This window comes from Pseudomonas sp. AC255 (genome assembly GCF_979258175.1).
Map to the genome: position 1 here is coordinate 2,335,204 of NZ_OZ409841.1, position 13,938 is coordinate 2,349,141.

At 58.9% G+C, this 13,938-nt stretch carries 11 protein-coding genes and 1 pseudogene; 6 read left to right on the top strand and 6 right to left on the bottom strand.

All coding sequences use genetic code 11. From position 1 onward, the window contains the following. Positions 1-10 precede the first annotated feature (10 nt). On the bottom strand, positions 11-934 hold the full coding sequence (locus ACZZ0K_RS10705; RefSeq protein ID WP_258708176.1) for a carbon-nitrogen hydrolase family protein: 924 nt from the start codon (positions 932-934) through the stop codon (positions 11-13). Between the two features lie 84 nt (positions 935-1,018). Between ACZZ0K_RS10705 and ACZZ0K_RS10710 the strand changes: the two genes are divergently transcribed. After that, positions 1,019-1,933: a LysR family transcriptional regulator gene (locus ACZZ0K_RS10710; protein WP_258708175.1), complete on the top strand. Its 915-nt coding sequence runs from the start codon at positions 1,019-1,021 to the stop codon at positions 1,931-1,933. Positions 1,934-1,939: 6 nt separating this feature from the next. Here the strand turns inward: ACZZ0K_RS10710 and ACZZ0K_RS10715 are convergent, their stop codons facing one another. Beyond that, entirely contained in the window at positions 1,940-2,194 is a 255-nt protein-coding gene (locus tag ACZZ0K_RS10715; protein ID WP_003224595.1) for a hypothetical protein, read from the bottom strand. A gap of 154 nt (positions 2,195-2,348) precedes the next feature. On the opposite strand from ACZZ0K_RS10715, the gene ACZZ0K_RS10720 reads away from it, so the two are divergent. Further along, positions 2,349-2,666, top strand: coding sequence for an ElaB/YgaM/YqjD family protein (locus ACZZ0K_RS10720; protein ID WP_016774661.1), 318 nt, complete (start codon positions 2,349-2,351; stop codon positions 2,664-2,666). A 204-nt stretch (positions 2,667-2,870) separates the two neighbouring features. On the opposite strand, the pseudogene ACZZ0K_RS10725 reads toward ACZZ0K_RS10720, so the two are convergent. Continuing rightward, positions 2,871-3,893 (bottom strand): annotated as a pseudogene (locus ACZZ0K_RS10725) (Ldh family oxidoreductase); the annotation flags it as partial. A 395-nt stretch (positions 3,894-4,288) separates the two neighbouring features. Between ACZZ0K_RS10725 and ACZZ0K_RS10730 the strand changes: the two are divergent. Both ACZZ0K_RS10730 and ACZZ0K_RS10735 read left to right on the top strand, forming a co-directional pair. Continuing rightward, positions 4,289-8,041, top strand: coding sequence for a dermonecrotic toxin domain-containing protein (locus tag ACZZ0K_RS10730; RefSeq protein WP_463559097.1), 3,753 nt, complete (start codon positions 4,289-4,291; stop codon positions 8,039-8,041). 23 nt (positions 8,042-8,064) lie between these two features. Beyond that, positions 8,065-8,973, top strand: a complete 909-nt coding sequence (locus ACZZ0K_RS10735) for a M35 family metalloendopeptidase (protein WP_463559098.1) — start codon at positions 8,065-8,067, stop codon at positions 8,971-8,973. 70 nt (positions 8,974-9,043) lie between these two features. Here ACZZ0K_RS10735 and ACZZ0K_RS10740 read toward each other — a convergent pair whose 3' ends face one another. Continuing rightward, positions 9,044-9,313: a PepSY domain-containing protein gene (locus ACZZ0K_RS10740; RefSeq protein WP_041480965.1), complete on the bottom strand. Its 270-nt coding sequence runs from the start codon at positions 9,311-9,313 to the stop codon at positions 9,044-9,046. A gap of 153 nt (positions 9,314-9,466) precedes the next feature. Between ACZZ0K_RS10740 and ACZZ0K_RS10745 the strand changes: the two genes are divergently transcribed. Then, complete coding sequence (locus ACZZ0K_RS10745) at positions 9,467-10,468, top strand: FecR family protein (protein WP_463559099.1); 1,002 nt, start codon at positions 9,467-9,469, stop codon at positions 10,466-10,468. 53 nt (positions 10,469-10,521) lie between these two features. Here ACZZ0K_RS10745 and pvdQ read toward each other — a convergent pair whose 3' ends face one another. Beyond that, complete coding sequence (gene pvdQ, locus ACZZ0K_RS10750) at positions 10,522-12,861, bottom strand: bifunctional acylase PvdQ (RefSeq protein WP_258708172.1); 2,340 nt, start codon at positions 12,859-12,861, stop codon at positions 10,522-10,524. Positions 12,862-13,104: 243 nt separating this feature from the next. Here pvdQ and ACZZ0K_RS10755 point away from each other — a divergent pair, with 243 nt between their 5' ends. Next, the gene (locus tag ACZZ0K_RS10755) at positions 13,105-13,482 is read left to right on the top strand and encodes a hypothetical protein (RefSeq protein ID WP_056785857.1); all 378 of its coding nucleotides are present in this window, start codon (positions 13,105-13,107) and stop codon (positions 13,480-13,482) included. 9 nt (positions 13,483-13,491) lie between these two features. On the opposite strand, the gene ACZZ0K_RS10760 is transcribed toward ACZZ0K_RS10755, so the two are convergent. Next, the gene (locus tag ACZZ0K_RS10760) at positions 13,492-13,680 is read right to left on the bottom strand and encodes a hypothetical protein (RefSeq protein WP_041480969.1); all 189 of its coding nucleotides are present in this window, start codon (positions 13,678-13,680) and stop codon (positions 13,492-13,494) included. Positions 13,681-13,938 lie beyond the last annotated feature (258 nt).

Consider the following 13,938-nt stretch of genomic DNA (forward strand, 5'->3'; position numbering starts at 1 on the left):
AGTATCAAGGTCAGGAGTTGAACCGCACCCCCGGCTTCGCACGCTCATCAACGGTCAACTCGAAGACATCCGGCCGCGCGTAGTGGCCGACCACATCGTAGTCATACCGCGCGCGGATCAGTTCATCAGTGTCGATCTGCGCCGTGAGCAAGCCCGCTTCCCCGCGCAACGGCCCCGCCAGCACATCGCCCATCGGACCGACGATCACGCTGCCACCGGCAATCAACGGGCGATCACCCGGCCAATTGGCAATCTCCACACCCAAATCATCCGGCGAGGCCTGCACCTGACAGGCGCTGACCACGAAACAGCGGCCTTCGTGGGCGATGTGGCGCATGCTGACCTGCCACATCTCGCGCTCGTCCACGGTCGGCGCGCACCAGACCTCAACGCCCTTGGCATACATCGCCGTGCGCAGCAGCGGCATCATGTTTTCCCAGCAGACCACGGCGCCAAGCTTGCCGACCTGGGTGTCGAACACCGGCAGCGTCGAGCCGTCACCCTTGCCCCAGATCAGTCGCTCGGTGCCGGTGGGCATGAGCTTGCGGTGTTTGCCGAGCAGCCCGGCCTGCGGATCGAAATACAGCACCGTGCAATACAACGTGCTGCCAGCGCGCTCGATCACGCCGATCACCAGATTGGCTCCGGTGCGCGCTGACAATCCGGCCAGCGCTTCGGTTTCGGCGCCCGGTACATCGATGGCGTTGGCAAAATAACGTGCGAACGCCTCACGCCCCTCGGGCAGTCGGTAGCCCAATTGTGTGCCGAAGCCCTCGCCCTTCGGGTAGCCGCCGAGCAAGGCTTCCGGCATCACCACCAACGCGGCGCCGGATTCGCGGATTGCGTCTTCCCAAGCAAGGATCTGTTCAAGGGTTTCGCCTTTGCCGCCGGGCAATGCGCCGATCTGCAACGCCGCCACTATGGATCTGGCCATCGTATTTACTCCATCAGTTTCAGGTGTTGCCGATTCTCCAGCGTCACGCGATCATGAATAAAGCCCTGCCGACTGCTGAATGATATGAGCCAAATGAATATCGCCGACATTGACCTCAACCTGCTGAAAGTCTTCGAAGCACTGCACGATGAATCCAGTGCCAGTCGCGCCGCCCTGCGCCTAGGCGTAACGCAATCGGCAGTCAGCGCGGCATTGCGCCGCTTGCGTGAGGTGTATGGCGATCAGTTGTTCGTGCGCACCGGGCGCGGACTGGCGCCGACCCTGCAAGCCAATCAGCTGAAACCGGTGATCAGCGATGCGCTCAACAAATGCCGGCAAAGTCTGGCCATGCTCGATCCGGCGGCCAATCAATACGAAGGACGTTCGGTGGCGATCGGTCTGTCAGATGATTTTGAAATTGCATACGGACGCCACTTGATCGAGGAAATCGCCCGCCGTGCGCCGAAGCTGCGGTTGATATTTCGCCAGACCCACAGCCAGATCGTTGCCCGCGCGCTGATGGAACGCAGCATCGACCTGGCGATCACTGCCGGCGGCTTTTCCGAGCGCCTGCTCAGTCGTCAGGTGTTGGGGGAAGGCGGCTATGCGTGTCTGGTCGACCCGGCCAGTCTCGCGCCAGGCCAACAGCAGATCGCGTTGCAAGAGTTCGTTGAACGCGAGCACATTCTGGTGTCGTCGGGCGGCTTTATCGGCATTACCGATGAGGGATTGGCGGCAGTGGGTTTGAGCCGGCGAGTCTGCGCGTCGACCACGCATTTCGCCGCGCTGCCCTTTCTGCTCAAGGGCAGTCAGGCGGTGGCGACCATCCCGGCCCATGCCGCCGCAAGCATCGCGACGCTGAGCGGGCTGGCGTTGCTGCCCTGCCCTCTGGCTTTACCGCGCTATCCGGTGGAACTGGGCTGGCGCACCAGCACGCAGATCGATCCGGTGCTGGTCAAGGTTCGCGAGGCGATTGCCGCCACGTTCAGCCAGGCGTGAAGCGGATTATTTGTTCGCCGCCATCAGGCGATTGACTTCACTGCGCACCATGTTGGCGAACTCCGGCGGCGACATGCCGTCCAGTTCGGCGCGGACCCACTCGGCCCATTTGCCCTTGCGCTTGGAGCGCTCCCCGAACAAGCGCGCGGCTTCGCCTTTGGCTTTGCCCAGATTGTTCTGCCAGAGTTCGAACAGACGGGATTTCTCATCTTCCAGCGCTGCGCGCTCTGCGAGGGATTTGTCGGCCAGATTGAAACTCATGGGGATTTATCCTGCTGCGTAAAATGGCGACATCTTACACGCTCGATGGAAATCTCCGGTGCAGGTTTTTCCCTTCTCCGCGAATGACATGCAACTTTTCGCCTGCCGCTACACTCCATTGGTCACTGTCCATTCACCTGCAAGGAGTCACCCAATGGCCCGTAAAACCGCCTCGCAAGCTGCCGAAGAGCAAATCAAGGATCAAGCTTTCAGCGAGCTTCAGGCTCTGATCGAAGAATCGGACAAACTGCTCAAGAGCAGCGCTTCACTGGTCGGCGAAGAAGCAGAAACGCTGCGTGCACAAATCGCCCAGAAACTGCAGCTGGCACTGGATTCGGTGTCCAGCGTGCGCGATCGCACCAAACCCGCCGTCGAAGCCACCGAAAACTACATCGGTGGTCACCCTTGGCAAACCGTGGCGATTTCCGCCGGTTTCGGCCTGGTGGTGGGCCTGCTGCTCGGCCGTCGCTGAGTCAGGCGCACAGAAAAAGGCGAACCTCAGGGTTCGCTTTTTTATGCCCACCGCTTTGCTTTTCGATTACTGAATTCAACTCGGTATCCCAAGTCGGCGTACCTCGCTCAAACCACGCGGTCAGTCCCCTCTCCCCGGGAGAGGGCTAGGGTGAGGGGCTTTTGACCTTGTCACTGCAATCGTCAGAACAACAAAAGACTCACTCCCCGCCAACTCCCGCAACTGCCCCAGCGTCTGCTCATCCAGTACGATCCCTTGCGCCATTGAACGACTGCGCTGCAAATGCCGTCGATCCCCCGGCAGGCGCTTGAGCCCGACTCCGTGCATCTGCCGCACCAGCTCTTCACTGCGCTGGGCAAAGCTCTGCCCCGCCGCTTTGCTCGGGTCGATCACAATCAACAGCTGACCTGTCCACGGCGTTTTCGCGCCGGGATGGTTGGACCAGTCAAACTCGAATGAGAAATTGCCGCCGGTCAATGCCGCCGCCAGCAACTCGACCATCATCGACAGCGCCGAGCCTTTGTGCCCGCCGAACGGCAACAAGGCGCCGCCTTCGAGAACCGCTTTGGGGTCCTGGGTCGGCTGGCCGAGGCTGTCGACACCCATGCCGGCCGGGAGTTTTTCACCTTTACGGGCTGCAATTTGCACATCGCCATGGGCGATGGCGCTGGTGGCAAGGTCGAACACAATCGGCGCGGCGTTGGCCCTTGGCGCGGCGAACGCAATCGGATTGGTACCGAACAATGGCCGATCAGCGCCATGGGGCACCACGCAGGTCATGCTGTTGACCACGCTCAGCGCCACCAGACCTTCGTCGGCGAAGGGCTCGACATCCGGCCACAAAGCGGCGAAATGATGCGAGTTGCGAATTGCCAGGACTGCGATGCCGGCATGACGCGCCTTCTCGATCAGCAGTGGTCGGGCCGCTGCCAACGCTGGCTGGGCAAAACCGTTGCCAGCGTCAACCCGGACAAACCCCGGCGCGACATCTTCAACCTGTGGCACGGCATGGCCATTGACCCAGCCGCTTTTCAGCGTCGAGACATAACCGGGGATGCGAAACACGCCATGACTGTGAGCGCCGTCGCGTTCGGCGTTGGCGCAGTTGACGGCGAGTACCCGTGCGACTTCGCTGGAGGTGCCGTGGCGCAGAAAAATCGTTTCAAGCAGTTGCGTCAGTGCTTCGAGGGACACTGTGGACGAGCCATGATCGTGTGGCGCAGACATCTGAAGCTCCAGAATGATTATTGGAGGGAACAACAGCGTACGGTCGATTTTGCCCACCGATTAACCCTGTCCGAGCTGCCAGCTGTCAACCCTTCGATTCATTGCCATCGGTTGGCGCGCCCTGATGCACATTTTGATCTCGGCACGTGCGGTAACTGTCTACCGCAAGTGCTCCACTCTGCGCATTTACTGTTGAGTTCCAGCCCAATGGCGCCCTGTTCAGAGTTGCAATGATGTCCACCCCGACTGCCCCGCTGTTGTTTCCAGTGATATTCGATTCACCCGGCCTGCACGCTGACCTCGGTCCGGCACACGGTCTCAACAGCAAAGACTTCGACTGGCTTGCACATGCGCAACTCGCTACGCAATCACTGCGCAACAAGCAAACCCCGCCAATGCTGGCCGAACGCATCCTGCTCAACGCCGACAAGCAACTGGCCGTGCCGCTGGCAGGCAGCTTCATACTCAGCGCAGGGCCGGATGACAACGGCGTGTTCCTCTATACGCCCTACGATGGCCTGAAAAAATTCGCAGACCGGCAAGCCCTGACTGATGCCCTGCAGAAACGCCTCGACAACGCCAGGGAAAACGATGATCTGCTGGCTTTCCTCTCGGTTTCATTGCGCAAGGAACTGGTGGAAAAACGGGGTATCACTCTGACTTGCGAAACCATCGAAGGTGATGTGTTCGAGGACCAGCAATTGGCAATCGGCGACTCTCTGGAGAGGTGCGCCCGTGACCTGCTGGACGAGCTTAAACGCCTGCCATCCCTTGCAACGCTGCTGGAAAAGATTCTCGACGAACTGCTCGAAGCGCATTTTGGCGCGGTGCAACAATCGCTTACCCGGGTCGGTTTCTATTCGGTGACTTCTTCGGATGGGAAACAGTGGGTCGACTCGCTGTCGCTGACTGAGGCGCTGTTGGTGCACTTTCACCGTCAGGGCTGGCCCCACGGTCAGCTCGTAGAGTTTACCCATCCCGCCCGTTCGGTACGCGAAGACGATCAGTCGGCCTGGACCAATGCGATCAAGTCGGCATCGGGAAAACTGACCATGCTCTTGTTTCGACAGCTTGAGGTGTTTTGGAACGGCGCCTCATTCGAAGGCTCGCCCAGACGTACTTTCTTCAGCCAGACGGTGCAGGATCAGGCGCGCGCGGATCTGATGATCAAGCGCGAAACGCAGATCCTCACCGCCAGCGAGTTCTACGCCCTGCACAGCCTGGTACGTGAGCCAACCGTTGCGGTACGGCGGCCAACGTTCGAAACCGTGTGCCTGAGCGAAGAAACAGCCTGTGTCGAGCTGGCCGGTTCGCTGATGATCAATCACGACAAGGCTTATCTCTATACGCCCAGCCAGGGCCTGCAGGTACTCGCGGACTACGCGGATCTCAAACAGACACTGACCGCGAAAATGCGGGCTGCCGGACACGAAGACGAACTCTACGGGCTGATGAATCTGCAAGAGCGCAATCGTTACCTTGGCTTCGCTAACGCGCAGGTATCCGGGGAAAACATTGGCGGTGAGATCATGACCACGCTGTTCGAGGCCATCATCACCAAGCAACGTCAGAACGTTGAATTCGTTCTGCAGCGTTTTCGTCAGAGCGAGCGCACCACTGACATCCATGCGCTCTTCGACAAGGCGCTGGATATCCGCTCAATGATTCATGAACGGCTGCTCAAGCTCGACGTCAATCAGCGCTGGAGTACCCGGCCGTTGTTTACCAGTACACCGCCATCGTCACTCGTGCAGGCAGACAAGGCTGCGCAGCAGGCGACACTTCTGGGACGGACGCTGGATAATCTGACCAGCCACTTCAAAGACCAGCCGACCGCGCACGGCGCAGAACAGCGCGTCTTTTTGGAAGGCATTCTGTGGAAACTGGCCCAGGCATTCGAAGACGGCCTGCGTGGTGAGGCGTACCTGCGCAGCCTCAGCGGGTCATGGCTGGAGGCGGAACGAAAGATCGTCGACACCGTGTTCGATTCCAGGCACCCGACACGCAGGGACCGCCAGTCACTCAATGGTTTTCGCCCCGATGCCTGGTCACTGACCCTCATCGGAACCGAGCCCAACGCTGCGCTGCCGCTCGCTCACTGTGTGCTGCTGACCGAGCGCGGCGGCATGGACGTGAAACATTCCGGGCGCGCCATCCTCTGGACACCGGCCCTGGGCCTGGAGCTGTTTGACGACATCGCCAATGCGCAAAAGCAATTGCAACAACGACTGGACGACAATAACCAGAGCCACACGCTGCTGGAAAATCTGCCAAAGGCGCAGCACAAACTGGACCAGCAATACACACTGGGCGAGTTTCAATTGATTAATGGCAGTGTCTCCCGAGACCGCATGCAATCTGCCATTGAACAGTTCCTGGCGGAATGTGAACTGCTGCGAGTTTGCATCAAGGAGCCAAAGACATTGGCGAGCTTCCTTGATGAAATGAAGAATGCTGTCATCGATACCAACCTGCGACGCGCGATCGATCTTGCACGAACCCTTTCGTGTCATCTGGATTACCCCGACTGGTTGCGCATGGCCTCGGCGACGGAGCAACGCACGCAACTCGCGCTGCTGGATGAACTGCGGCATGCGTTCATCGATGGCAAGGATTTCCTCGATGAGGTCCCGGCGCTGGCCACTCATATCGAGCAGACCCTCAAAACCCTGCTCGATGCCCGCTTTCCAGGCAACGGGCTCAAGCCACAGGACATCCGGATCACCCCCAATCTGATATTGGCCGGCCCTGCCTGCGACTTGCTGGAATTTGCCTTGCATCACTACAACGTCGTGCAGGGCAGCGGTTTCAAAGTCGCCTCGACAACGGCCACAGCCTTACCAAAAGAGTTTGCCCAGGCCGCGGTACGGCAATTACTGCAATCTCTTGATGTTGCTACCACCTACACCGCGAAAGTCACCGAAGCGCTGTCAGCCGACAGCCCGTCTGCTCGCACCAGCAAAGAACGGTTTTTGCGCCAGTTGCCTTGGCAATTGATGCAACACGCCCACTCGATGAAATTGCAGCAACAACTCTCGGATACCGGCTATGACTACATTTGCCAGGTCCTCGACATGCCGGACGCGATAGCGCGCGCTGCGGTCGAGGGCGCTCATGCCATCGCTTGTCCCCTATCGCTGATCAAGACCCCAGGCGCTGATTGCGTCGACACACTCGGTTTGTATGTCTTCGGTCCGGGCGCAGGGCAAACAGGCCCCCGGATCCTCTATGCGCCTTACTCCAGGTATGTGTTTCGCGAATTCGAAAACGAAGCGCAGTTGATCGAAGCACTGAATACCCCCGGGCACTTCCAGGATTTGATTATCCGGCGTCTGCCTGAAGCTCAGCAGGCGATATTCAAGAGTCTGTTGAAAACAACGATCGGCAAAGACAGTGAAGTCACTCTTCATGGCGCGCCCATCAATGGCAACGTGCTCGAGCGGTTTCACCAGGACACTTTGAGCCTTCTGCCGCAACTGTTGCGCAGCCAGCCACAGGTCAATGGCCAAGCGGATTGGGAAGCGGTGAAGTTTCTCTTCAGTCACGGCGTGCGCCTGGTGCCACATTTGCTACCGGGCAAACTCGCGTCCGGTTTTTTTCTGTGGCGAAGCTACCAGGACTTCAAGGCGTCCGCCGAAGGCCTTCAGGATCACCACTGGGCAAATGCCCTGAAAAGCTTCATCGCAGGGGCGATTACCCTCTTCAGCCTGGGACGTCTGTCATGGGAATGCGAGGCAGAAACGGCCGGTTCAGAATTCGCCGCAGAGGCGCAAGCACCTGCGGGTACAGCCACAACGGTGCAAGTCTCCTCTCGCTGGGCAAAGGTGTCGCCCGTCACGCCCGCTCGGATTGATTTGCAGCCCTTTGAAAGCAGTACGGCGCTGGAATCCCTCAAGCTTGATGCCAATAAGCTGGTCTATGGGGATTCGTCAACGACGCAAAAATACGCCGCCATTGCCGGCAAGGTGTATCCGGCAGTCCAGCTCGAAAAAACTGGTATTTGCGCAAAAAAGACGGCAGTCAGGGGCCGGCACTCGAAGAGAAAAATGCCCGTCTGGTTGTTGCAAGCGCCAGCCAGCCGGTTCATCGCTGCCGATCAAAACGTCGTGACCCTGCTCAACATGAAGTCGAGGAGAACCGCTCAATAGAAATGTATATCCAGGCCAGAGGCATGGCCCAGATCCACCGTCGCTATCCGGCCAGGGCGTTCGTGATACAGCAAGCCGTAAACCGTGCAAGAGAATACGCAGTCAACTGCCTGCATAACTACGTTACACAGCGCAGCCACCCAGCGGGCACACGGCTGGAGAGGGTTTTGAAGGAGTTCTTCGAGGTGCATGAGGTAACGCCCTTGCTGCTCACAAAACTCGAGAAAGTGATCATTCCTGTCTGCCAGGAATTGACGAACCCAAAAGATGACTTGCTCTACACCGAGCGCTTCTTCACTGGTCTGAATGGGCCTGGCAGCGCCAATACCGTTGCCTTCGTTTTCAAACAGGACAAACAAAAAATAATTCATCTCACCGAGGTTTTTTTCAATCCCAGAATGGACAAATACACCGCCCATCTGCCTCCTCGATTCAATGTTGATTCACACGCACGCGCGGTAACGATTATCCATGAACTCTCGCATCTGGTTTGCGACAGCGAAGATCTGGTGACGATCCAGGCCATGGGGCCTTATCTCGACCTTATCGACACGACGACGGCAGAGGGGCAAGCGGCCAAGGACTCGCTTGAACGTTATCGCAGGTTATTGTCGCGCTACGGCAATCTCTCGCACCTTTTTGCGGTGAAATCCGATAACCACGTCTGGACCGATCTGGACAAAATGCCGACGCATGCCGCGGATTACCTGAAAGTCCTCAGCCTTACCAAAACCACAAACCTTGCAGACGCGCGCCGAGCGTTTCGCAGTCCTGTTTCAGCAGATGCGCGGGTCGACGTGATGCTCGCCAACGCCGACTCGATCGCCCTGCTCATCAGCGAACTGGGCCGCCAGCTCGACCCGCTTCCCGCGCCCATGCCGCTACCGGCGCCGGTTGCAGATCAGGCGGGATCCTCGCAAGCGCTGGCGTGAAGACAAAAAAATGCGCCGGCGTAACGCCAGCGCATTGCTCATGCCAAGAATCAACGAGTGAGACGGTGCGTTAATCCTTCTGATCGCGCAGTACATTGCCCGAGGCGCCGTCGATGCGGAACTCGTAGACAATGCCGTCAGCCTTGCGCCCTTCGCCTTCCCAGTAGCCGTCATTGTCGGCGCCGATCTCGTAGACTTCGACATAGCCGGCTTTGGTCTTGGCGACCTCGATGGCTTTTTCGATGGTGATCCAGCCTGCGCCCGGCTTGTCCGCCAAGGCGGCACCGGCGCTGAGCAGACCGGCAGTGGCAATCAGGGCTGCGAATGTCTTTTTGATCATTTTTTCACTCCATTTATGGATAGTAGGCAGTTGCTTCCTGTTTTTTTGGGCGCCACAGGGAAAAATAAGTTCCACGTTGATGGGTAAATGCCATGACGGATGTTCTCGGCAGCCTGCCGGCGAGGTTAGAATGAGCGAAATCAGGACGAGTCAATGACCCAAGACACTCTCTCGGAAGCCGAATACGATGCGATCACCGATGCCGCCGCGCACTGGTGCATGCGTCTGCACGCCGCTGACTGCACGGACGAGGAGCGTCGCGCATTTGAGACCTGGCACGCTGCACATCCTTTGCATGCCTTCGAATACGAAGCCATGCAAGAGATCTGGGAAGTCGCCGGAGATCTGCCTCGAACCGAGCCCGAGGCACTCGCCGCGCAGCGCAAGCCTTCGCGTTCGTGGCGCAAGTTCGCGGTCATTGCTGGCGCCTGCGCCCTCGCCTTGCCACTCGCGGCCTACAGCGGCTGGAGTCTGGGCTGGGTGCCCAACAGTTATCAGCATTACGCCGCCACCGACAGTGTGCGTCAGATCACGCTGAGTGACCGCAGCCAGCTCGAACTCAACCTGCACACCGACCTGAGCTTCAGCAATTACAAACATGAACGTCGCGTCACCCTGAACAAGGGCGAGGCGTTTTTTCATGTCAGCCATGACGCGTCTCATCCGTTCGTGGTTCGCGCCGGCGACGGCAAGATCCGCGTGACCGGTACGCGGTTCAATGTGTGGATGTACGAAGATCAGGTACGAGTCAATCTGATCGAAGGTTCGGTGCTGGTCAGCAGCAATCGCGACTTGCCTGGCGACGGTCTGCGCCTCAGTCCCTCGATGCAGGCGCGCTACCGGCATGGCGATTACGCGCCGCAAATCAGTCAGACCTACCCTGGCGATACTTCGCTGGCGTGGCGCAGCGGCCGATTGGTGCTCGACAACCTTGCACTGCACGACGCCCTGCCGCTGATCAACCGTTACCTCGACAAGCCGTTGATGCTGGCCGACACCAATACCGGCGCGATCCGCGTGGGCGGCGTCTACAACATCAGAGAGATGAACCACCTCGCCAACAGCCTGCCGAAAGTGCTGCCGGTCTATTTGACGCGCAACAAGGAAGGCAACCCGGTAATCAATTCGATGCCGCAACGCCCGCCGAAAAGCTGAAGGCCGCGTCCCTTGCGGGAGGCGGCCTTCGTTTGTTTCGAGCTGTGACTGTTTTACTGCGCTGCCACCTTCCCTGCCTGATCCTGCTTGATCGTCTGCACCTGATATTGCGGATCCGCCTGGATCTGCTGTTCGGTGAACGGCAGAACACTCCACTGCTTCTTCGAAAATGCAGCAGTCTGATCCCGCGAGTATTTCGACATCGGATCACTGGATAACGAGAACGCCAGCAGCCCTTGGGCGTGCGGGCCTTTTTCATCGAAGCTCACAACTTGCAGATAGCTGGTGCCGCTGACCACTTCAAGTTTGCCGTCTTCGCGGGGCACGCTTTGCATCGCGTTGTAGATGCCCAGCGTCCCCGGCCCGCCATGAATCGGCGTTTGCTGCCCGCCGCTGCTGACCACCTGGACATCACCCCAGCGCGTGTCGGGTTTCAGGCCCATTTTTGCGACCCGCTCAACCGACGCGAGCATCGCTTCACGCAGTGCTTTGGCGACGGCAGGTTGTTCGACTGCCAGGCCGCGAGGAGTGTGTTGCGCATCTGCCGGATTGAATGCAACACGCCAGATATCCGCTGATTCAAGCAGCGCCTGCATGATGTTCTGAAAATGCACCAGACCGAGCCCGGAATCCAGATTTGCGCGGCCGTCCCAGGCTTTGAGGCTGGCGCACGCAGACTTGAGTGTCGCGGCATCGCTGCCCAGATCGGCGCCGCAGAACTTCCGCAGATCGGGCATGACCTGCGCGGCCAGATAGACCTGATCGTCCATGACCATGTGCTGCAGATCCTTGACTGCCAGCGGGCCTTTCTTGCTCAGTTCACCCAAACGATCAAGCGCGAATCGTGAGCGCAGGCCCAGCGGTTGTCCTTCCTGACTGATCAGCGGTGAATAGCCGGTGAGCGGTTGAGCCGGGTTGGCCAGCCATGCCGAATCATTGGAGTGCTGAACGAAATCCCTGCGCAGCAATTGCGGCAACTGGCTGGAAGCGAAGATGCCCTTCTGCGCCGCGTGCGGATCGACATCCCAGGCACAGCCGCTGTTGGAACCGTCCAGCACGATCATGCGCAGACCGAGGCGTGGGTCGCTGCACTTGGCAAGTTTTTCCGCGCTGACGTTCGGTACCACCGACAGGTTCATGTACAGCGTCTGGCCCTTGTCATCCACTGCCAGGGTGTTGACCCACGGAATGCCCTGGATCTTGTGCACCGCGTCTTGCAGATCCTTGAGATTGCTGGCCTGGTTCATCGCATACCACTGTTCGAGCACGCGGTCGTTGTCGAGGTTGGCATCGCGCAAGCTGTAGGCATATTGCCTGTCCCAGTCGAGCTTGCCCGGCCATTGCACGATCGGGCCGAACTGCGAGCTGTAGATGTCGCGCGCAACCGCTACGACCTGTCCGTCAGCCTGCTTGACCTGCACGGTAACCGTCTGTTTGTTCAGTGGCAGCGACTTGCCATCGAGCAAATATCGAGTCGGATCCTTTGGATCAAGTTGCAGGCGATACAAGGTGAAGTGTTTCGACGAATCGACGGTGTGGGTCCAGGCCAGATGCTGGTTGAAACCGATATTGATCATCGGCAATCCCGGCAAAGCGGCGCCCATCACATCAAGCTTGCCGGGGATGGTCAGGTGCATCTGATAAAAGCGCATCCCCCCGACCCATGGGAAATGCGGGTTGGCCAGCAACATGCCACGGCCATTGAACGAGCGCTCGCTGCCGACCGCCACGGCGTTGCTGCCGCGATCCAGAGCAAAACGTTGCTGACGCGCGTCGGCCAACTGGAACGCCTCGGTGTCGCGCTTCACCTGCGCGGTCGCTTGCGGCGGCGTCGCGCCAGCAAGGGCTTCGGCGAACTGCCCCACCCCGCCTTCAACCAGCAGGCGCCGCGTCAGTTTGACCAGATCCTCGGCGCTGATGTCACGTACCCACTCGCCCTGGCATTGCTGCGGCAACCCTTGCTGACGGCGTTCAGCCAGATAGCGGTTGTAACCGGCGGCATAGCCTTCAACCAGATCATGCACCTGCGCCGGTTGTGCCTGCCAAAAGGCTCCGACCGCTTCAGGAGTATTGAGCCAGGTGAAGAACACATCACTGACGCGGTTTTGCCGTTGTTCAACAGTCAACTGCTCCGGGCCGAAATATTGGGAGCGCTGACCATTGACCGTGACGATCTCGTTGGCCAGCAGGCACAGATTGTCCTGGGCGTAGGCGTAACCGATGCCGAAACCCAGACCGCGTTCGTTTTCGGCGCGAATGTGCGGCACGCCGAAACTGGTGCGGCGAATATCGGCGCTGGTTTGTGCAGCCGGGCTCAGTGCATGGGCCGACAGGCTCAGCCCGAACAAGGTGCTGGCGAGGGCCAGCCCGGTAAGTTGCCTGGAAATAATCACGCTCGCTCCTGATCGAAAGGTCGATTGCCCCTGCGTCCACGCGCAATGAGCCTGTCGAAGAAACGAAGCTGAGGGAAAAAATTTAGCGGGTAGCCCATTGGGGCAATGCCGTCATCACAAGGCTGAGACGAATTAGCGACGAAATTTCTACATCTTTTCTTTCATGATTTGTCGTGCTGAAACGTCTTGTTTAGAGAGCGCAACAAAACCTTTCCCGATCTGGCTCTGAAAAGGAGTAATCGCATGTACAACTCGCAACTACCATCGGACGGTAGCCAGACGCCACAGGGCGTTTCCATGGGTTCGCACACCGGCAATTTCAGCCAGCGCGGCGAGCGTCCGGGCAATGAGCGTATTCGCGTGCTACTGAAGAGCTTCGGCCTGCGCACCAGCCTGATTCGCCTGAAAGTCATCGACGCGCTGCTCGTGGCGGCACAGAGCAATCGTCGCCTTGGCGTACGTGGCGTACATAGCCAGTTGCTCGATCTGGACGTGCCGCTGTCGTTTCTCAGCGTGCGAGAAGTGCTTAAACGCTTGTGCGCCGAAGGCGTGATCACCTTCAACGCCGACAAGAGTTACAGCCTGCACCCGCAGGCTGCAGCGGTCCTCAACCACGAATGAGGCTCGCCTTCAGGGCTTGACCTTGCGGCGCATCACGCCGTTGATGATGACCACCACGACCGCCACGCCGATTGCCACGTACTGGAAAGTCTTCTCGGTGATCATGCCGGCATTCTGCAGCCAGGACAGGCCCAGCATGATCGCCAGTACCGACAGAGCGATCAGAATCGAATAAATCAAGCGTTGCTTCTGGGTCATTGCGGTTTCCTGAAACATTGAAATGTAGCCGGTTGCGCGCCGAGCGTTTCCCGGATGAGGGGGATGCGCCGGGGCAAACGGGTGCTCATGTTACCGCCCCTGAAGACTTTTGGCTGCAAGGTAACCCGACCTTAAGGCATGGCCCTCCCTGCTCTGGCGCAATCAATGCCCGCACTGACGCGGGCATCGTTGTTTGCGCCGCAATGGCAACCAGGTAAACAGCTTTCGCGCCTCGCCAATCCTTTAAACATGTCGTAA